Raw genomic sequence first — 19043 nt, 5'->3', positions numbered from 1 at the left:
GCACGCAAGGCAGCCGGGTTGCCGCCCCCGCGCGGCGCTAGGTATCGGCGCAGGGTGGGTACATGGCTAGCGTGTTGCCCTTGCTGCAGACGGTGGCCGACACGCTGGACGGCCTGGGCATCGCCACCTGCGTGTTTGACGGCGCCGACAACACCTTGCTGTGGAACCGCAGCTTTCTCAAATTCTTCCCCGAACAAGCGCCCTACATCCATGCAGGCGAGCCCTATGCGGCCAACCTGCGGCGCTTCTACCAGGTGCGCCTGCCGCCCGAGGAGTTGCCAGCCATAGACGACTACATCACCCGAGGCATTGCGCGCCACCGGGCGCAGCAGCGCTCGTATTCGTTCGTGCACCGGGGCGTGCGCCTATGGGTGTCGTCGCTACCCTTGGAAGGGGTGGGGCGCATCCGCATCTGGCGTGCGCACGACCTGAATACCGGCGGGCTGGGCACGTCCATCCTGGGCGCAGCCGATGCGCCGTCTATTGACGGAGCAGGCCTGTTCGACAAGCTGCCGGACGGCATCATGGTCACCGGTGCGGACGAACGCATCGAATGGGTTAACGAGCCTTTTGTGTTGCTGTACCGCTTGTCTGGGCGTCATGGGGCGGTCGGCCTGCGTTTGGAGAGCCTGTACCGCAACCTATGGAAGGGGCACGAAGCGCAAGATGGCGCCTTGTTCCAGCAGGGTTTGCTGACCTTGGTCGAAAGCACACGCTACCAGGGCATACCTTTCGAGGTGCCTTTGCCAGACGGGCGCTGGAGCCGCGTCGTCGCCCAGCGCAGCCTGGACGGCAAGGGTTTTTTTGCCCATATGGATATCACCCTGCTCAAGCGCCAGCAACAGCAGCTGTTGGATGCCGAGCGCCGGGCCCGCGACAGCGAAGCCATATTGCAGGAAAAGTCGGCCCTGCTGGAGGCCACCCTGGAGTGCATGCTGCAAGGCGTGATGCGTATCAGCGCCGAGCGGGTGGTGGTGGTCTGCAACCGGCGCGCCCAGGAGCTTCTGGGTTTGCCCAAGGAACTGATGGACAGCCGCCCGACCCTGGATGCGGTGTTCGCCTACCAGGCTGCGCACGGCGAGTTTGTCCACGTGCCGCCCGAGCTGGTGGAGATCGTGCGCAATGGGGGCGACTTCAGCCGACCCTACTCCTACGACCGCAAGCGCCCGGACGGCCGGGTGATCGAGGTCAACAGCGTGCCCATCCAGGGCGGTGGCGTGCTGCGCACCTTCACCGACATCACCGAGCGCAAGCGCGCCGACGAGCGCATCCGCCATGTGGCCCGGCACGACGGCCTGACCTCGCTGGTCAACCGCGATGCCTTTCTGGAGGCGCTGAACCAGGCCGTCAAGCTGTTCGGCGCTAGATCTAACGGCTTTGCGGTGCACTTCATCGACATCGACCGCTTCAAGCCCATCAACGACAACTACGGCCATGCGGTGGGCGACAAGGTGCTGGCTTTGCTAGCCCAGCGCATGCGGCAGATCGTCCGCGACGGCGACCTGGTGGCGCGCATGGGCGGTGATGAGTTTGCAGTGCTGCAGTACCGGGTGGAGGGCTTGGAGAGTGCTATGGGCCTGGCCAATCGCATTCTGGATGGCGTGGCAGAGGACATGGAGATCGAGTCCCACCAGCTACAGGTGGGCGCATCCATCGGCATTGCGCTGTACCCCGCAGCGGGTGCCGACGCCGACGAGCTGTTGCGCAGTGCCGACGCCGCCATGTACGCCGCCAAGGTCAGCGGGCGCGACTGCGTGCGGGTTTTCGGAGTGGACGGCGAACCGGCATCCACTTACTAGGCGCGCTGCCTGGATGCAGGTTTGACTCCTATTTTGATAGCGCATGGCGCAGGTTTTACATGCGCTAGAGCCTGTTTCCTTCTACACATTCCAGTCCGACGTACGCCGCGCCTGTTGCCTGTCATAGCGGGCTAGTTCGCTGTGCTCCTGTGCCTGCCCGTGCACGCGGCCCGGGGCTTGGATGTCGCGCAGCAGGTGGTTGCCCAGCTCGCCCAGGGGTGCCGCGTGGGGCGGATTGCGGCGGGTGCAGCGCTGCCACAGTCGGGTCAGTAAATTGGCGTTGTTGCGCTTGGCCTGCGGCCGTTTCAGTACAAGGGTGGAGAGCGTCATGGCTGGCATTCAAAAGAATTGCTGGTAAGCATATTCATCCAATACATTCTGTAAAAGCGCTCATTTCTGCCAAGGCTGGATGCTTATACTTACCAGCATGACGCGCATTCCCCTGCAAACCCTGCCCACCTTTCGTGCCGTGGCCACGCTGTCCAACCTGCGTGCCGCGGGCGAGCAACTGCACCTGACGCACAGTGCGGTCAGCCAGCAAATCCGCTTGCTGGAGGAGCAACTAGGCTTTTTGCTGTTTGACCGGCGTGGCCGCCGCGTGGTGCTGAATGCCGCCGGGGCTGCGCTGCTGCAAGCGGTGGAGCCTGCGCTGGCCCAGATCGACGAGGGCATGCGCGCTGCAGCCCTGGCCTCCACTGGCACCGAGCAGCGTTTGCGCATCACGGTATCGCCGTCGTTTGCCCAGCACTGGCTGATGCCCCGCATGGCGCATTGGCGTGCTTTGCACCCCGGCATGGCGGTGGAGCTGCACACCTCGCAGCAGGCCATGGACCTGCCACGCGAGGGCTTCCACGCGGCGGTGCGCCAGGGCAAGGGCCCGTGGCGCGGGCTGGAGGGCAGTCGCCTGATCGACTCCCAGCAGGTGGTGGTGGCCAGCCCGGCCATGGCCCAGCGCTTGGCTGGCAGTGATCCGGCCAGCTGGGTCCACGAGCCTTTGCTGGGCACCAGCGAGTGTTGGGAGGCCTGGTTCGCGCTGGCGGGCCACCCCTGCCGTATCCAGCCGGTGGCGGTGTTCAACGATATGGGCCTGATGCTGCAGGCCACCGAGCAGGGCCTGGGCATCGCGCTGGGCCGTGAGCTGGTGGCTGCCGACGCGCTACATGCCGGGCGGCTGGTGCAGCTGTCGCCCCTGGCCCTGGCTACCGAGGCCTACGACGCTTATTGGCTGGTGTACCCGCCCGAGTTTCGAGACTGGCCGCCGCTGCTGGCCTTCCAGGCATGGTTGCGGTCAGAGTTGCAGATCGCCGCCAAGCTGTTGCAGCAGTCCCGGGCGCCTGCAGGCTGATTGGGGCTTGCTATTTAATCAATAGCTGCTGGCGCAGGTTCTGCCTGCACCAGAGCCATTTTTGGCTTGTATCTGCTTAGGCCATTAGTTCAGCGATATGCGCCTTCAGGGCGGCGTTCTCTGCGGTGAGTTCGGCCACGGTTTGCTTCAGGCGGGCGATGATGCCTTCGGGCGTATCGGGCTCGGTACGCTCCACCTCGCGCTCCACGGCCTTGGCCGCGCGCACCTGGCGGGCGGCTTGCTGCAGCTCTTTCTTGCCACCTGCGGCGGCGGCCAGCTGCTCCTCGGCGGGCAACGTGGCCACGGTGGCGGCAGTGCTGATGGAGATGGTGCCCGACTTCACCGCAGCCACCAGCTCGGGCGTGGCGGTTTTCTGGATCTTCTCGATCTGGCTGATGGTGGCGCTGCTGACGCGTGCGGCCTTGGCCAAGGCCTCGCGGGTCAGCGTGGGCTCGGCGGCAGGGGCGGCCGGGGCTTCGGCAGGCGCCTCCCAGGGCGCGGGGCCGCTGGTGTCGGCTACTGCTTCGGCCGGTGCGGGCTGCTCGCGTCCAGCCAGGATGTCTTTTTTACGCAGGGCCAGCACGCCGCGCTGGAAGTCGGACACACTGCGCCGGCCCAGGTGCTGGTCGATCATCCACAGGTGCACGTCGTCGATAGTCTTGAAGGCCGCGTTCTGCACGGTGTTGAAGGGCAGGTTGTGCTTTTGGCAGATGCCGTAGCGGTTGTGGCCGTCTACCAGCACATCGCCCCACAGCACCAGCGCGTCGCGGCAGCCTTCGGCCAGGATGCTGCGCTCCAGCGCGGCGTGCTCCTCAGAGGTGAGCGGGTCGATGTAGGCAAGCAGTTCGTCGTTGACCGTGATATTCATGTTGTAGCGCTAGCAGGGGAAAAAGGGCGCGATTGTAAAAGGCCCGGCTGATAGCGCCCAACAGGCGAACCAGCTGGCGCTGAACGCCTCTAGCGTTGCTGTGCGTGCTGGCGATGTGGTTGGCCAGCTGCTCCAGACCATGAAGGGCATCAACGAAAGCAGCAACACACTGGCAGTCATCGTCAGCCATCCATGGCATCGCCTTCCAGACCAATATCCAGGCCCTGGATGCAGCCGTAGAGGCTGCACGCGCCGGCGGGCAGGGCGCCGCACCGGTTTTGGGGATGCATACTGCGTGTACGGCTGTGTAAATCCCGGTTGGTGTGACAAATGCCCGCTGCCATGGCGGTATTTTTCTGACACACTTCGTTTGCACTTCGGGGGCTTTGAAATCCCCCAGGTGCCGCGGTCAGTATGCGGCTTCTGTGAAGCAAAACTGACAGGGGCAAACCTGGCGAAAGCCGGGGACGCAAAGCCACCGGGCTTCGGTGCTGGGTTCCAGCACCATGCTAGCGGGGTTGCCGTACAGAGTGACGTCAAACTCTTCTCTGTGCACTGTCGCCCTTTTGTTTTTTAACTCTAAGGTGACGACATGCTGAAAACCTCTACTTTTTCTCGTTCCACGGCACGCTGCGCAGGCGGCGGCCTCTCCCTGCTGGCGTTACTGGTGCTGAGCGCCTGCGGCGGCGGTGGCGGTGGCGGCGACGTGACAGCCACCGCAGAATCGGACCCCGTGGCGGCGTTGTCCAGCGTGACGACCGAGGTGTTGCCTACCTTCCACACCGCGCCGGTAGACATCAGCGACCCGTCCCTGGTGCCCAGTGACCCGGACGTGGTGCGCACGGAGGCGGTACTGCCCGCCATGGAAGGCATGGTCACCGCCCGTTTGCTGCCCGAAACCGTGGCTTCCGAGGCGGTAGTGGCGCGCCGCTTGGCGGTAGAGAACGCAGGCACCATCAGTTCGCGGGCTGCGTCCACCGTCACCGTCTACACCCCGGCGCAGATCCGCGCGGCCTATAAATTGCCGGCGGTCAGCGCCACCGGCGTGGTGTCCACCGCTGCGGCGCGTGCGGCCCTGGGCGCCGGCCAGACCATCTACATCGTGGACGCGTACCACAACCCGAATGCGTTCTCGGACCTGAATACCTACAGCTCCCGCCTGAACCTGCCCGGCTGCACCAGCGTGACCATCGCCGCAACCGCCAGCCTGCCGTTGGCTGCGGCCAGCACAACCGCCGGCTGCACCTTCAGCGTGGTGTATGCGGGCGCCACCAGTGGCCGTACGGCAACTGCACCGGCCTATAACGCCAGCTGGGCGGCCGAGATCGCGATGGACGTGGAGTCCGCACATGCGATTGCGCCCTTGGCCCGCATTGTCTTGATCGAGGCTGCATCGTCTTCGCTGTCGGCGCTGGCCAATGCCATTACCGTGGCCAACAACATGGGCAAGGGCGTGGTGAGCATGAGCTTTGGCGCGCTGGAAGGCTCGTGGACTGCATCTGTGGACAGCCTGTTCCAGGTCTCGGGCATGCAGTACACCGCGTCCACTGGCGACTCCGGTGTGGCGGTGAACTGGCCGGCCGTGTCCACCAAGGTGCTGGCCACCGGCGGTACTACGTTGACCTACAACGGCAGCACCCGTTCTGAAGTGGTGTGGACCGGCTCCGGCGGCGGCACCAGCGCCTATACCGCCGTGCCGACCTACCAGAAGGCCTTGTCTTCCACCATCACCAAACGCCGCGTGGCCGATGTGGCCATCGACTCCGACCCTTACACCGGCCAGTACGTGGGCATCACCGTGCCGGGGGGAGCTTTTGGTTTCATGTCCGGTGGCGGCACCAGTATTGCAGCCCCCGAATGGGCTGGCTTGCTGGCCATTGCCAGCGCCCAACGCGCCTTGTCCAGCCTGCCGGTTCTGAGCAGTGTGCACAACGCGCTGTACCTGAACGTGCTGCCCAGCGCCACCTCGTACGCCCAGGCATTTCTGGACGTGACCAGCGGCTCCAACGGCAACTGCACTACCTGCAAAGCCACGACTGGCTACGACAGCAGCACTGGTCTGGGTAGCCCGAACGGCACGGCCCTGCTGGGTTTCCTCAGCGCGATCAAACAGTAAACCCCATCGGTAGAGCTCAGCCCACGGTGTCTTAGGATGCCGTGGGTTTTTTTATTGCTATTGAAGATATAGCTGCCTGCGCAGGCGGTACCTGCGCCAGGGGCTAGTTTCTTATGTAAGGGCCGACCAACTGCTGCCGGTGCTCAGCGGAGAATAGGGGGCGACCGGCCTGGCCGGTTGGATTGGGCCACACCCACCCTCGTTTTTCCCGACCTGGATTGAAAGAAGCTGCAATGCAAGCACTGGATTTTGAATCGCCTACGGTCCGCCGACTACGCGCCGACCTGGCCCTGGCCCTGCGCGCCGCCGCCCACCACGGCCTGGCCGAGGGCGTTTGCAACCACTTCAGCGTGGAGCTGCCCGACCAGTCTGGCCGCTTCTTGCTGAACCCGCGCGGCCTGCTGTGGAGCGAGGTTGGCGCGGACGACATCGTGATGATCGACGCCCTGGGCAACAAGCTGGCTGGGCGCCACGCGGTGGAGCCGACCGCCATGTTCATCCACGCGGCCATCCACCGCCTGTGCGGCCAGGCCTGCGTGCTGCACACCCACATGCCTTACGCCACGGCACTGACACTGACCAGCGACCGCGCGCTGGATACCTGCCTGTCGCAGGGAGCCATGCGTTTCCATGGCCGTGTTGCGGTGGATACGGAATACAACGGCCTGGCGCTGGACGCATCGGAAGGCGAGCGTATTGCCGGTGTGATGCGGGGTGCCGAGATAGCCTTCCTGGGTAACCACGGCGTGGTGGTTTGCGGTGCGCGCATGGACTATGCCTACGACGACCTGTACTACCTGGAGCGCGCCTGCATGGCCCAGGTGCTGGCGCAATCCACGGGCCGGGCGCTGCAGCCCGTAGACCCCGCCTTGGCCCGGCGCGTGTGCGAGCAGACGCTGGGTGAGCGTTTGCAGTCTGAGCTGTTCTTTGAAGCCTTGCGGCGTACCGTGTAAACCGTTGGTGATGGAGAAACGTGTGGCCACGGCACGGGCTGCCGTGGTGAAGGACTTCTCTTTGTATATTCGCAAGATGTCTCCGTTGTATGGCAAGTTCATAGGAGACCCTGCGGTACGAGGCGAGTTGTTTGAAATCATTGGTAACCAGTGGCGCGTTGGCTGCGTACGCCAGCGCCAGTCCCATTTATTGCGCCGTGCATCTTTAGTCTGTTGATCCACCATGCCCCACACCATCCGCCCCTTCCAACCCGCCGACTGGCCCAGCGTCTGGACTTTGTTGCAGACCACATTCGCCAGCGGCGACACCTATGCCTATGCCCCCGAAAGCAGTGAGGCCGAGATCCGTGCCATCTGGGTCGATGCACCGTTGGCTACCTACGTGGCTTGCGCGGACGATGGCACGGTCATCAGCACCTACAAGCTGCAGCCCAACCAGCCCGGGCTGGGCGCGCATGTTTGCAACTGCGGCTACGTCGTGTCGCCCCAGGCGCGCGGCCAGGGCATTGCGTCGCTGATGTGCGAGCACTCCCAGGCCGAAGCCTTGCGCCTGGGCTTTCGTGCCATGCAGTTCAACCTGGTCGTGTCCACCAACGAGGGCGCGGTGCGCCTGTGGCAGAAGCTGGGCTTTCGCATCGTGGGCACCTTGCCTGGTGCGTTTCAGCACCGGCAGCACGGCTATGTGGACGCCTATGTGATGTTCAAGCAGCTGCTAGGCTAAACGCAGCGTTTGCTATCAATAATGCAGCTGCCTGCGCAGTTTTTATAAGCGCCAGAGCCATATTTCCCTGATTAGTTACTTGCCTCAGACACACCACGACAACCGTTCGCCCTGAGCTGGTCGAAGGGCTTGCAAACTAAGCCCTTCGACCAGCTCAGGGCGAACGGGGGGGGACATCGGCGTGGTTGCGTTCTGAGGCATGTACCTAATCAGGCATATTTCATTCAAATTTTTCATCGCCCGTAGGCTCAAAGTGCGGCACTGCATTCATCTGGTGGCGTAGCTTGGAGAGCTCGTAGTACATGCGCTTGCGGGCCCGGCTCTGGTTGCCCAGGGGGCGGTGCTCGGCGATGCTGTGCCAGGGGTTGTACGACAGGCGCTTGGCAAACTCCATTTGGGCCGGTGAGTCGAACTTTTGACGCGGGATGCGCAGCGTGGCGGCGCTGATGCGGGGCGACAGGCGCTCGGGCCAGAGCACGCCAGCGTTTTCAATCGGCATGAGGTGCGGGTCGGTCTGCAGCTGCAGGCGCACGTCCAGCTCCACATCGCCCATGGCAAGGCTTTGCGCCATGGCGGCGCGCAGGTAGTCGTCCGGCGGGCGTAGCGGCAGGCGGGGTATGGGCGTGCGCTGCGTGCTCTTGGGCCAGAACGAATACTGCATGGCCTGGCCCTCGCCCAGCAAATACGGCACGCAGCTGAAGTAGGGCGCCTCTAGCGGACTGCTCTGCGTCTTGGTCCACAGGCCTTGCATGATGGCGTCCAGGATGTGCGGGCGGTGGAAGTTCAGGAAATAGAAGATCTGCGCGTTCTCCAGGCTGGTCTTTTGCAGCTGGGCATTGGCCATGACGTCGGGCGTGACGAAGGTGGGCGGCGACACGCCGAACATGTCCTGGGTGAACCTTTCCTCGTCCATCAGCTTGGGGCCGGGCACGTCCATCAGCTTGACGCTGATGCTCATGAAGCCTACGTCGTCAATATCCGGTGTGATGTAGGGCCCGGGGCCCGAGAAGCGCACCCAGGCCGGGTAGCTGCGGGGCTGGGCATAGATGCCGTGGCGCAGCGCTGGGGGCAGGTTGTCGTGCACGATGAACTCGGCGCGCACAATGCCCTGGGTCTTGGTGTTGCCACCGCGCTCGAAGCCGCCGGGCTTCCACAGCGCGCGCATCTGCTCCTGAAAGCTCTGGATGATGGAATCTACAAATGCCTCCTCGCCGGGCAGCAGCTTTTCTTCAGCGATCTTTAGGCCTTCGTTGGGCCGCTGGGCGTTGATCAGCGCCGTGGTCAGCCGGGCCAGCGGGTCGCGCAGCAGGGCGTCAAAGGCGGGGCGGATGAAGGGGTCGAAGCGGCGTTCCAGCTGGATCAGTGCCAGCGAGGTATCAGACAGCCAGTTCTTCACGGCCGAGCCGGTATTGGCGCGCGGCACCGGACGGCTGGTGTTGGAATTCATCGTGTGTCTCCCTCTTCACCAATCTGCGCCAGGTAGCGCAGTGCGCGGATGCCGGGCAGAAAGAAGTAGGCACCGCCGCGCACGGTGACGAACTGCGGCAAGCCGCTGAGCCGCTGGTCCGGCCCTTGGGCCTGGGGCATTGAAAAACCATCCACCACGCCACTGCCAAGCCCGGGTGCGCGGTTGCCCAGCAGCGGGTCGTTCTCGCCGTGCAGGCCATCGAAATGCGGCGAGTTCAGCCACGCGCCCTGGACGAATTCAAACTGCCGGGCGATGTTGGCGCCCAGGCAGATGAAGTGCAGGCCGGTAGGAGTTTCACCAGGCGGCCCGTCCTGGCCATAGGCGCGGCCACGCCGTAGCAGGCGGTGGAAGCGGGTGGAGGGCACACGGTCCTGCTCCAGCGCGGCGGCGTCAAACCCCAGGGTGCGCGCAAGCCAGGGCAGCAGGCCGGGGGCGCCCGCCGGCAGGTCGGCATTGCGCGGGTTGGCGCGGCGAATATGCGCGCCCAGCGGGCATTGCGTGCCGCGCGGGTCGCTGCTGTAGTCGAAGGCATTCAGGTCGCTGGCCGGCGTGCTGGCCAGCAGCGGCTGGCCGTCGCGCGTGCGACCCAGCATGGCGGCGGCCAGTTGCTCCTGCCGTGCGGAGTCGCCGCCGGCTTGGGCATGCAGGCATTGCCAGAAGCCCTGCACATCCTGCTCCAACTGGCGCAGCACCAGGTAGCTGCCGTTGCGGCCCAGGTCGGCTTGGTCGGGCAGGTCTTCCGCACGCGGCAGCAGGGCCTGTGGATCTTGCTGCGGGCTGAGCAAGGGGCGGTCGGTGTAGCCGCCGTATTCATTGGGGTAGCCCAGCAGGAATTCGCCCAGGCAGCTGAGGTTGGTGTAGTGCAGCTGCTCGGCATCGCGCACCGGCCGGTCGCGGCTCCAGTCCAGCAGGGGCTGGGAGATGCCATCCAGGAAGCCGAAGGGTTCATGGTCGCCGCGCTCGCTGCAGCGCAGGCGGGCCAGGGTGTCGAAGCCAGCGGCGCATTGCGCTTCCACCGCACTTTGCCAGGCGTCCATTTGACCGGGTAAGGCGTACAGCAATACCAGCACATGGGGTAGCGTTGCGTCGTCCCCCCATGCCCATTGGCTGGGCGCGTTGGCGCCCAAGTCGCCCAGGCGGCGGGAACGGCTGGGGTCACCGCCCATGCCGGCGATGAACTCGGTGGAAAACCCATCCACCACCGCTGCCGGAACGCCCAGTGCACGCAGGCCAGCGCTGCCCAGGGCAATCTGCAGTACGGTTGCCGGCGGTGGTTCGGCCGGCGCGGCACTGGTTACGGGGGCGCTGGCCAGCCAGGCGCGGGCGGCGGCCGGGTCCTTCACGCGCAGCAGCAGAAAGCAGGCCTCGCTGTGGTGCTTGTAACCAAAGCGCAGCAGGCCCTGGATGTCTTCCAGCTCTACGGGCGCTGCGGGGCGGATGTTGCTCATAGCAGCCTCAACCAGGTCAGGGCCTGGGCATCGGTCATATGGGGGCGCTGCAGGCCTTCGCGGATGCGCTGGTTGCGCTGCATGTCGGCCAGGGTCAGGCCCGGGTAGGCCTTGTACCAGACCTGGGTGGGCACCTGGTGGCGGCGCTGGTAGTACTTAAAGACTTGTTCCTGCTGCGCGCCACCCAGGATCAGCCAGCGCGTGCGCGGCCAGCCCAGGCCGTTGCTGAACACCAGGTTCAGGCCCCAGGCCACTTTGTTGATGAAGTCGTCCATATAGCCCTGGTGGCTGCCGTCGTAGTTGCTGGTGAAGAGCACGCGGCTTTTGTCGTCCAGAAACACCCAGCGCGCGAAGTGGATGGTCTGCACCCGCGCCAGATGGCCGCGGGTGAACACATGGCGGCAGGCGTAGTCGATCAGCACCAGTAGCAGCGTCACCAGCCAGCGGCGGAACAGGCCGGGCTTGACGGCGCCCAGCGCGGTGTACTGGTTGCTGGCGTCGAAGTCCTCCAGGTCTTGCAGTGCCTGCAGGTCGGCCGGGTCGGGTCGGGGGCAGATTTCCACATCGGTTTCCTCGCGGCTGCGCAGCTGGTAGACCAGCCAGGGCGACAGCACCACCAGCAGGGGCAGCAGCACCAACCCAGCCAGGGGCACGGCCAGCAGATGCAGTAGCTGGCCCAGACACCAGGCCAGCGGAGTGGGCGGCGGTGGTGTCAGCGTAAGCCTGCCGGCCTGTATCTCGGTTTGCACCACCGACTGCAGTGCGCGCCGCACGGTTTGCGCATCGGCAGTGCTGTTGCGCGGCAGGCGTGCCGACAGGGAGCGCTGCAGCGCGCTTTCCTGCTGGATCTGCTGCACGCTGCGCCCCAGCCAATTCACGTAGCGGGCCGCAATCGGGCGGTCGTGCGCCAGCATCCAGCCCAGCAGGTCAGCGGTGGCGTCAAAGCCGGCGCAGTGGGCGAAGATGCGCCGCAGCCCGTCGCCCGCGTGCTGTACCAGGTCGGCCAGGCAGTCGTGGGCCGTGCCGTCGCAGTCGCCCATGAACGCCAGGTAGGTGGGCAGGCGTGGGCGCGGCAGGCCCAGCGTTTCCAGGTCTACCTGCAGTGCGTCGTCTAGCAAAACCAAGCGGGCGAAATGCAACTGCTGGAAGCGGGTGAATGGCAGCACCGCGTTGTGTGCATCTGCCATGCCGGGGGTGGCGTTCATGCTGTCCAGCAGCGTACGCAAGCTGATCTCGCGCCCCCTGGCCAGCGGCGCCACCACGGTGAATTGCGACTGTGGGGTCACGGTGGCTTTTTAGAATTGCAGGCAGAAGTCGATCAGCCGTTCCTTGCCCCAATACACCTTGCCAAGGTAGAAGTTGGGGCCGATCAGGCGGATTTCGTCGCGCACGTAGTGGGCGATGACCGAGGTGTCGGAGTAGTCCAGCACGATGCATTCCTGCCCATCCAGCCAGCTCTTGTCTTTGTAGACCTTGGCCAGTACGGCCTCGAAGCCGAACACCAGCACCTTGTTTTTCAGCAGGCCTTTTTCGGCGTCAAACACCTTGCCTTGCCAGCCGAACATATTGATCAGGTGGGCAATGCTCTCGGTGTACTTGGTGCCGGGCGCGATGATGGCCGTGCCGTTGGCCGAGCCATTGGGTATATCGCCGGCCGGGCTGGCCCGGAACAAATCATCAAGCTGCACTTGGCTCATTGCCAGCAGTTGTTTTACGTCGTAGGCCATGCTCTCTCCTTATGCGGTTGCCCGCTGTAAAAAACTAGGTGGGCGCTTGCGCGGCGTCTTGCAGGATCACATCGGCGGCTTTTTCACCCACCATATAGACCGCCGATGCGATGAAAAAACCGGGTATGCGCGGGAACACCGATGCGTCCACCACCCGCAGCCCTTGTGTGCCGTGCACGCGAAAGCGGCTGTCCAGCACGCCGCCATCTTTCGCGGCACCCATAGGGCAGGAGCAGGATGCGTGGTGGCCCCAGGCGGTGTTGCGCACATAGTCGGCCAGGGCGGCGTCGGTCTGCACCTGGGGGCCGGGCAGGCATTCTTCGGCGATCAGGCCACGGGCCAGCAGCGGCGCTGTCAGGCCGCGTATAAATCGTATGGCCTGCACCACGGCTTGCAGGTCGCTGCCCTGGGTGTCGCTGCCTTCTTCGAAGTAGTGGAAGTTGACCTGCGGCGTGTCGCGCGGGTCGGCCGAGCGCAGGCTGATGCGGCCGGCGCGGTTCAGTGTGTGCGCCTTCAACACGGCCCAGGTGAGCCTGTCGCTGTGCTGGCGTATCAGCTGCGAGAAGCCCGGCGCATAGCCCTCGAAGCGCGCTGGCAGGGCCATGCAGAAGATGTCCGGCTCGGGCTGCTGGCTGGACGAGCGACGCACCAGGCCCACAGCGGCCCCGTTGGTGGCGTACATGCCGCTGCGCCGGGCATGCCATTCCTGCCACTGCGGGTCGCCCCGCGCGAAACGGGCGCCGGCCAGCGCCTGCCAGGGTTTTGCCATGCGGTGGGTGATGGCCACTTCGTAGCGGTCTTGCAGATTGCGCCCAACACCGGGCAAATCTACCTTCAGTGGAATGCCGTGGGCCTTGAGTTCGTCTGCCGGGCCTATGCCGGAGAGCATCAGCAGCTGCGGCGTATTGAAGGCCCCGCCGCACAACACCACTTCGCGTGCAGCGCGTACCTGCTGGCGTCGGCCAGGGCTGCTGCTGGCCTGGCTGTGTGCGCGGTACAGGCGCGCGCCCTTGAGGAACTCCACGCCTTCGGCCTTGCCATCGGGCCCCAGTAGCACCCGCGTGGCCAGGGCATCCAGCTCGATGTGCAACTGGCCTGGGTGCCGCGCCGCCACCAGTAAAAGACGCTCGCGGGTGCCGAACCGGCTGGCCTGCACCGTGCTGGTGGGGGTGTAGCACAGGCCTTCAAAGCTGCCGCCGCCCCAGGGGCGCGCATTTGGGTCGCCCTTGCCGCGCAGCCAGCGCAGGGCGCTGCGCAGCGGATGGGCCAGGCTGCCGGTGAACGTGCGGGCGGTCTGGGCCACCAGGCGCACCATTTGTGCGTCGCCCAGCGCTTCCAGCGGGATGGCGCGTTCGGTGTGCAGCCAGCCATCCCAGCCGTGGCCAGTGGGGTTGATGCCCAAGTGGCGCAGTGCGCGCCAAAGCGGGCGGTGGTGGCAGGACTCCACGCGTTCGGCATAGCGCTGCATAGGGCGGGCCTGCCAGCTGCGGTCGCCCGTCAGCTCGGCGATGTGGTTCCAGTCGGAATCGTGCGGGCGCATGAAGATCATGGCGTTATGCGCGGTGCAGCCGCCCAGGCCGGCCGCGCGGGGGTAGAGCACGCCCTGGTGGCTGGCGTTGTACTTGGGGTCGCGCAGCTGGCGTGCTTCGTCGCCGTAGTGGCGCACCTGGAAGTTCCACGCCATGGCTTCGTTCTCACAGGCAAAGCTGTGGAATGCGGGCACGTCGTAATCATCGGGCAGGCCCGGCCCGGCGCTGGTGCGCGGGTCACCGCCGGCCTCTAGCAAAAAAACCCGCATGCCGGCCTCTACCAGGCGGGCAGCCAGCGTGCCGCCGCCTGCCCCCGACCCGACGATGATGTAGTCCCATGGTCGTCTTTCGGCATCGGTCATTGGGGGCTATGGGTGTTCAAAAGGTCTTGATGAAGGCGATCAGCGCGCGCTTGTCGTCGTCGCTCAACACCGGTTCGGTGCCGAATGACTTCTCGTCTGCGCTCAGCCCTTCCTGTTCATTGAATGCAGCGGTGCCAAAGTAGTGGCCACGGTTGACTACAAAGTCCGGGCATTTGCTCAGGCGCAGCATGGGTGCGCGCAGGTTGGCGAACTTGTCGCGCAGCTGCTCGTCCGTGGCGTTCTCGGGCGCGGTCAGCAGGTCGGCCTTGAGCTTGACCACCATCTCGGTCACGTCGCGCACCTGGGCGGCTTTGTCGCCCAGGTCGTCGCTTTCGCTGCGCAGCTTGAGGTTGGCGATCAGGTTCACCGGCATGCCTTTGGGGATGGGGCCCAGCACCACGTCGCTGCCCGAGCCGACCAGCTTGGGGAACCAGCGGTGCAGCATGCCTTGCAGCGGCTGCAGCGCATCGGGCATGAAGCCGTCAGGGACGATGACCTCGCTGCGCTGGGTGGTGCGGTCTATGGTGCCGGGCACTTTGTTGCCCAGCAGGCTGTCACGCTCGCGCTTGTCGGGCCAAAGCAGTTGCTCGATGGAGGCGTCAAACACTTTCATGCGGCTGGCGACCGAGGGGCTGGAGTCGAATGGCCCCAGGCTGTTGTTCAGCAGGAAAGGCGCGGTGGACCAGATGCTGATCAGCGATGGCACGCGGGTATAGCCCCGTCCGCCGGCCGGCATGGCGTAGGGCACGGGGTCGCCGGTGAACGGGTCGCTCAATGTGACCGTGCCCACCGATGGCAGCTGCTTGTAGGAGGTGGACGAAAAGTCGTTCCAGATATTGCCGCCCAGGGCATTGGTGGCCAGCGGGCTGCAGACATTGGTGCGCAGCAGTGTGGACGGTATGCGGGCCTCGGTGGACAGGTAGTTGCCATGCAGAAAATCGGGCGCCTGTACGATCTGGCGCATCTGCGTCTTGTAGCTATCGGTTTGCGTCCATCCCCAATAGCGTTTGAAGCAGGCCAGGTAACCCGCGCCGGCGCATTTGTCCGGGTCCAGCGCCAGCTCCGGGGGCGGAGTGGGGGCCTTGCTGGAGTGGCAGCGCGCGCAGGTGTCGGCAAACACGGTTTTGCCGCGCTCCACGGTGGTACGGTCTTCGGCCAAATAGCTGGCGCCGCCGGGGGCGTCTTTCAAATGGTCGGGCTGCGCGGCCTTGAGGAAGAACAGCGCGGTATTGGGCGTGCCAGCCTCGGTAGCCTGCCAGTAGCCCGAGTTCTTTTGCGCCACCGCGATCTGGATCGGCGTGATGGCTTTGCCGCCGACCACGGGGTTGAAGTGCAGCAGCCATTCCTCGCTGAACAGGCCGATGTTCAGGTACACGCGGTTCAGCGCGCCCAGCAGGCCGACCGAGTCTGCGCCGTCTTTCAGCACATGGGGCGTGCGTGTGGTGCCGCTGGTTTTGTCGTAGAACTCGGTGAGACTGGAAAAAGGGCCGCTGGTGAAGAAGTCGTTGAACTGCTTGTTGTCGCGCTCGCCGCCGTTCAGCTTTTCATGCCACAGGTTTTTGGCGACGCCCATGCGGGATGCGAAGTCGTACACCGCATTCATGGTGCGCGGGTTGTTGATGCTGTCGGTGGAGATCAGCGAGGTGTCCATGGCGCCAGGGCGGAAGGTGTGCGCCAGCTGGAACATATAGTTCTTCTGCCCCTCGGGCTTGTTGGCGTTGTGGATGAACAGCCGGTCTACCCACATGTACTGCGCGCCTACCGACGAGCTGAGGTTGGCGAACTTGGGGTGGGCTGGGTCGTCAGGCGGGTTCACCGGGCTGGGCCCCACATGGCAGAAGCCGCAGGACATGCCCACGCGGTAAGGCCGCACCAGGTCCTGGCGGTTGTAGTACTTCGGGTCGGTGTAGTACTTGTCGGCGTTCCATTCCTTGGCGGCTTTTTCGTCAAACGCCGGATTGGGGAACAGGCGCAGGCCCACGATGCCGGTGGCCTCTCCGTAGAACGAGCCCACCGGCAGGGGCTTGCCGCGCGCACCTGTGGCTACGCCAGGGTATTTGCTGGCGTTCTCAAACGGGTCGGGGGCGCAACCCTTGCTGCGCTGGTCCAGCCACAGGCCCTGGTGCTTGGGGTCGGGGCCAGAAGCCTTGTCGAAGCAAGGTTCGTTGACCAGCCCTAAATAGTCCCAGCGGCTGTCACGGGTGTAGCCCTGGCTGGGGTGGGAGCTGACCATTTTCAGCAGGTCGAAGGCACCAAAGGTGTAGTCCGTCATGTGGTCCCACAGACGGTCGTTGCCGCCGGTCCAGACCAGCCACATATTGCGCCCGGTGACTTCTGCGGGCGATAGGGCCACGGCGCCGTCCATATCGTGGAAGTAGTCCTCGCTGGCATGGGGAAAGCTTTTGCCGTCGCGTCCGGCTAGCAGGGCTTCGTCCAGCACGGTGCCGGGTTCCGGGCCTTTGGAGCAGGCCGCCAGCAGCAGCGCCAGCGTCAACGCCAACGCCAGCAGCCAAGGGGTTCTTGTTTTACAGCCATTCGATGCCATTGCCATCTCCTGTTGACCCTGCACAGAACAAGCCAGCCGCTGTGTAAAACATGCGGCTTTTGCCTACTAGTTATCGAATTCGCAAGTTGTAAACATTGCGCCTTCTTTGTCGAAAAGTAAAGTTCTGGTAAGCGCGGGTGCGGCCTGCGGCTGCGGACCGGTGTGTGGGCAGCACCTCCAGCCGGCGTGGCGTGCTAGTGTTTCTTGGATTATTTTGCTATGGAAAAAATAGCTGTATGCGCAGTAAATGAAAGCGCTACAGACACTTTTCGTACAGATTACTTGCCGTGGCGGCTGTGTTGCCTGCTGGTAAAGCTGGCGCTGTGCAAGCTGTGAACCTATCCCTCTTGTTATGGAAATCCCGGCAGCGGATTTTGCAGGCCCGCCTACAACTACAGGGGGCCGCCAGGAGTCGGCCCGCACCGTGGCATCGCCCACCACGGTTGGCGGCATGTAGCGGGCGGTTCTACACCAACAACTACGGGGGTTCTATGCAATGTCACTGCTTCATTGTTCCAAAGGATGTGCTGGAGCGTTTCGCCAAGGACAAGAGCTTGTCGGCAGCCGAGCGGCAGAACTTTGCCAACATGGCCGAATTCGAGGCGTATTGGCGCAAAGTGCGTTCTGCCGCCTCGGTGGCAAATGCGCTGGCGCTTCGCTCTCTGTCTGGCACGGCCACGGTGGCAGCAGCCACGGCGGCGGCTGGCGTTTTGCCGGCCATCACGGTCTATAACTGCGCTACCAGCACCCATTTGCCCGGCACGTTTGTGCCCAACCCTGGCACTTCTGCCGACCAAACCGCCAAGCGCGCATTTTCGGAAACCACGGCAGTGGCCGACTTTTACCGCAAGATATTCGGCCGCAACTCGGTGGACAACCAGGCCATGGCTCTGCAATCGAGCATCCACTACGGAGTGAAATACAACAATGCGTTTTGGAACGGCACGCAGATGACCTACGGCGACGGTGACGGCAATATCTTTGTGGACTTCACCAAAGGCAACGACGTGATTGGCCACGAGCTGACCCACGGCGTCACCCAGTTCAGTGCGCAATTTGCCTACGCCAACGAACCTGGTGGCTTGAACGAGAGCGCCTCGGACGTGTTTGGCTCCATGTTCCGCCAGTGGGAAAAGAAGCAGACCGTCACTGCGGCAGACTGGCTGATAGGCAGCGACATCATGGGCAAGGGCGCCCGAGCCAAGGGCTATACCTGCCTGCGCGACCTGGCGAACCCGGCCGCCGCGCATTGCCTGTCACCGCAGCCGACACAGTATTCGCAATACCAGCCCGGCATGGACCCGCACTACAGCAGCGGCATACCCAATTTCGCCTTTTACAAGGCGGCCATGGCCCTGGGCGGGTATAGCTGGGAGGTGGCCGGACAGATCTGGTACAAGGCCTTGACGGGCTTCGCCCCCAGTCCCAGCATGAAGATGAAGGTATTTGCCAACCGCACCCGCAAGCTGGCAAAAAGCCTTTATCCCACGCAGCCTGCGGTATACGTCGCCGTGCACCAGGCGTGGCTGGCGGTAGGCTTGTAACCACACCTCACATGGGCACGATATGGCTATATTGAAAATCGAGCGGGTAGGGGGGCTGGCCGGCTTCGGCGGGCCGGGCGCCCGCATCGCCAGCCGGGGCGAGCTGGCCGCCAGTGCCTTGAGTGCGGAGGAACACAGTGCACTGGATGCCCTGTTTCAGCGGTACGCCACAGGCAAAAAGGCCAGCCGTGCCGCGCCACCGGTGGCTGATGGCTTTCGCTACCGCATCTCGCGCACCGGCGCCCAGGGCGCAGAAACCATTGAGGTGCCTGAGTCCGACGTGCCGGCGGCGCTGGTCCGCTGCGTGAAGGATGGGTTGTTGTAGCTATATAAAACATAGCTGGCTATGGCCGTGGCATTTGCGCTGGACGCAGTTTTTGCCATCCTGTTCCAGGGTTTCACCAAGGTGTGCGATGCATCCGGCTAAAGCGGTATCGGGACGCTAGACATCCTGTTTAGTCCGCAGGGTGTGGCCCCTGCCTTGGGCTATTTCACCCGCGCTGCGGTGGGTGAAAAGTACGCTAGACGGGTTGGTACACCGGTTTGAATGCTATATAAAATATAGCTTACTGTGCATGGTTTGTATGCGTCAAATGCATATTTGACGGTTTATTTCTG

15 protein-coding genes, 1 pseudogene and 1 riboswitch are annotated in these 19043 nt (G+C 64.2%); of the genes and pseudogenes, 8 read left to right on the top strand and 8 right to left on the bottom strand.

Annotated features, from left to right (window positions below):
- Positions 1-62 precede the first annotated feature (62 nt).
- Positions 63-1799 (top strand): diguanylate cyclase domain-containing protein, encoded by a 1737-nt coding sequence (locus tag AC4BBN_RS15885; protein WP_490592972.1) that lies wholly within the window; start codon positions 63-65, stop codon positions 1797-1799.
- A gap of 81 nt (positions 1800-1880) precedes the next feature.
- On the opposite strand, the gene AC4BBN_RS15880 is transcribed toward AC4BBN_RS15885, so the two are convergent.
- Positions 1881-2129: a hypothetical protein gene (locus AC4BBN_RS15880; RefSeq protein ID WP_490592971.1), complete on the bottom strand. Its 249-nt coding sequence runs from the start codon at positions 2127-2129 to the stop codon at positions 1881-1883.
- An 85-nt stretch (positions 2130-2214) separates the two neighbouring features.
- On the opposite strand from AC4BBN_RS15880, the gene AC4BBN_RS15875 reads away from it, so the two are divergent.
- Positions 2215-3144, top strand: a complete 930-nt coding sequence (locus AC4BBN_RS15875) for a LysR substrate-binding domain-containing protein (protein WP_490593639.1) — start codon at positions 2215-2217, stop codon at positions 3142-3144.
- A 76-nt stretch (positions 3145-3220) separates the two neighbouring features.
- Here AC4BBN_RS15875 and AC4BBN_RS15870 read toward each other — a convergent pair whose 3' ends face one another.
- Entirely contained in the window at positions 3221-4012 is a 792-nt protein-coding gene (locus AC4BBN_RS15870) for a ParB N-terminal domain-containing protein (RefSeq protein WP_490592970.1), read from the bottom strand.
- 28 nt (positions 4013-4040) lie between these two features.
- On the opposite strand from AC4BBN_RS15870, the pseudogene AC4BBN_RS15865 reads away from it, so the two are divergent.
- The 4 genes and pseudogenes from AC4BBN_RS15865 to AC4BBN_RS15850 all read left to right on the top strand — a co-directional run.
- Positions 4041-4278: pseudogene (locus AC4BBN_RS15865) on the top strand (methyl-accepting chemotaxis protein); the annotation flags it as partial.
- A 168-nt stretch (positions 4279-4446) separates the two neighbouring features.
- Positions 4447-4538, top strand: a riboswitch (cyclic di-GMP riboswitch).
- A 66-nt stretch (positions 4539-4604) separates the two neighbouring features.
- A complete protein-coding gene (locus AC4BBN_RS15860; RefSeq protein ID WP_490592969.1) occupies positions 4605-6128 on the top strand; it encodes a S53 family peptidase in 1524 nt (507 codons plus the stop codon).
- Between the two features lie 233 nt (positions 6129-6361).
- Positions 6362-7081: an aldolase gene (locus tag AC4BBN_RS15855; RefSeq protein ID WP_490592968.1), complete on the top strand. Its 720-nt coding sequence runs from the start codon at positions 6362-6364 to the stop codon at positions 7079-7081.
- A gap of 223 nt (positions 7082-7304) precedes the next feature.
- A complete protein-coding gene (locus AC4BBN_RS15850) occupies positions 7305-7802 on the top strand; it encodes a GNAT family N-acetyltransferase (protein ID WP_490592967.1) in 498 nt (165 codons plus the stop codon).
- Positions 7803-8022: 220 nt separating this feature from the next.
- Here AC4BBN_RS15850 and AC4BBN_RS15845 read toward each other — a convergent pair whose 3' ends face one another.
- Genes AC4BBN_RS15845 through AC4BBN_RS15820 form a run of 6 tightly spaced genes read right to left on the bottom strand, consistent with a single transcriptional unit; the run spans position 8023 to position 16881 of the window.
- Positions 8023-9249 carry a catalase family protein gene (locus AC4BBN_RS15845; protein ID WP_490592966.1) on the bottom strand — a complete coding sequence of 409 codons (1227 nt, stop codon included), beginning with the start codon at positions 9247-9249 and terminating at the stop codon, positions 8023-8025.
- Complete coding sequence (locus tag AC4BBN_RS15840) at positions 9246-10718, bottom strand: Dyp-type peroxidase (RefSeq protein ID WP_490592965.1); 1473 nt, start codon at positions 10716-10718, stop codon at positions 9246-9248. The genes AC4BBN_RS15845 and AC4BBN_RS15840 overlap by 4 nt, the downstream gene beginning before the upstream one ends.
- Positions 10715-12004: a hypothetical protein gene (locus AC4BBN_RS15835; RefSeq protein ID WP_490592964.1), complete on the bottom strand. Its 1290-nt coding sequence runs from the start codon at positions 12002-12004 to the stop codon at positions 10715-10717. The genes AC4BBN_RS15840 and AC4BBN_RS15835 overlap by 4 nt, the downstream gene beginning before the upstream one ends.
- 9 nt (positions 12005-12013) lie before the next feature.
- Entirely contained in the window at positions 12014-12445 is a 432-nt protein-coding gene (locus AC4BBN_RS15830) for a hypothetical protein (RefSeq protein WP_490592963.1), read from the bottom strand.
- Between the two features lie 34 nt (positions 12446-12479).
- Positions 12480-14336: a GMC family oxidoreductase gene (locus AC4BBN_RS15825; RefSeq protein ID WP_490592962.1), complete on the bottom strand. Its 1857-nt coding sequence runs from the start codon at positions 14334-14336 to the stop codon at positions 12480-12482.
- Positions 14337-14352: 16 nt separating this feature from the next.
- A complete protein-coding gene (locus tag AC4BBN_RS15820; RefSeq protein ID WP_490592961.1) occupies positions 14353-16881 on the bottom strand; it encodes a hypothetical protein in 2529 nt (842 codons plus the stop codon).
- A gap of 491 nt (positions 16882-17372) precedes the next feature.
- Between AC4BBN_RS15820 and AC4BBN_RS15815 the strand changes: the two genes are divergently transcribed.
- Together AC4BBN_RS15815 and AC4BBN_RS15810 are read left to right on the top strand one after the other, a co-directional pair.
- Positions 17373-18425: a M4 family metallopeptidase gene (locus AC4BBN_RS15815; RefSeq protein WP_490592960.1), complete on the top strand. Its 1053-nt coding sequence runs from the start codon at positions 17373-17375 to the stop codon at positions 18423-18425.
- Between the two features lie 22 nt (positions 18426-18447).
- Positions 18448-18750: a protealysin inhibitor emfourin gene (locus tag AC4BBN_RS15810; RefSeq protein WP_490592959.1), complete on the top strand. Its 303-nt coding sequence runs from the start codon at positions 18448-18450 to the stop codon at positions 18748-18750.
- Positions 18751-19043: the final 293 nt, after the last annotated feature.

It is taken from the genome of Rhodoferax sp. SPJ21 (assembly GCF_058216335.1).
This window is presented reverse-complemented; position numbering and strand designations above follow the sequence as displayed.

Bases quoted from the DNA above. Each gene is read 5' to 3' on its own strand.
- AC4BBN_RS15880 (WP_490592971.1), bottom strand. From the start codon at position 2,129: ATGACGCTCTCCACCCTTGTACTGAAACGGCCGCAGGCCAAGCGCAAC.
- AC4BBN_RS15860 (WP_490592969.1), top strand. From the start codon at position 4,605: ATGCTGAAAACCTCTACTTTTTCTCGTTCCACGGCACGCTGCGCAGGC.
- AC4BBN_RS15845 (WP_490592966.1), bottom strand. From the start codon at position 9,249: ATGAATTCCAACACCAGCCGTCCGGTGCCGCGCGCCAATACCGGCTCG.
- AC4BBN_RS15850 (WP_490592967.1), top strand. From the start codon at position 7,305: ATGCCCCACACCATCCGCCCCTTCCAACCCGCCGACTGGCCCAGCGTC.
- AC4BBN_RS15840 (WP_490592965.1), bottom strand. From the start codon at position 10,718: ATGAGCAACATCCGCCCCGCAGCGCCCGTAGAGCTGGAAGACATCCAG.
- AC4BBN_RS15810 (WP_490592959.1), top strand. From the start codon at position 18,448: ATGGCTATATTGAAAATCGAGCGGGTAGGGGGGCTGGCCGGCTTCGGC.
- AC4BBN_RS15885 (WP_490592972.1), top strand. From the start codon at position 63: ATGGCTAGCGTGTTGCCCTTGCTGCAGACGGTGGCCGACACGCTGGAC.
- AC4BBN_RS15870 (WP_490592970.1), bottom strand. From the start codon at position 4,012: ATGAATATCACGGTCAACGACGAACTGCTTGCCTACATCGACCCGCTC.
- AC4BBN_RS15855 (WP_490592968.1), top strand. From the start codon at position 6,362: ATGCAAGCACTGGATTTTGAATCGCCTACGGTCCGCCGACTACGCGCC.
- AC4BBN_RS15830 (WP_490592963.1), bottom strand. From the start codon at position 12,445: ATGGCCTACGACGTAAAACAACTGCTGGCAATGAGCCAAGTGCAGCTT.
- AC4BBN_RS15820 (WP_490592961.1), bottom strand. From the start codon at position 16,881: ATGGCATCGAATGGCTGTAAAACAAGAACCCCTTGGCTGCTGGCGTTG.
- AC4BBN_RS15825 (WP_490592962.1), bottom strand. From the start codon at position 14,336: ATGACCGATGCCGAAAGACGACCATGGGACTACATCATCGTCGGGTCG.
- AC4BBN_RS15815 (WP_490592960.1), top strand. From the start codon at position 17,373: ATGCAATGTCACTGCTTCATTGTTCCAAAGGATGTGCTGGAGCGTTTC.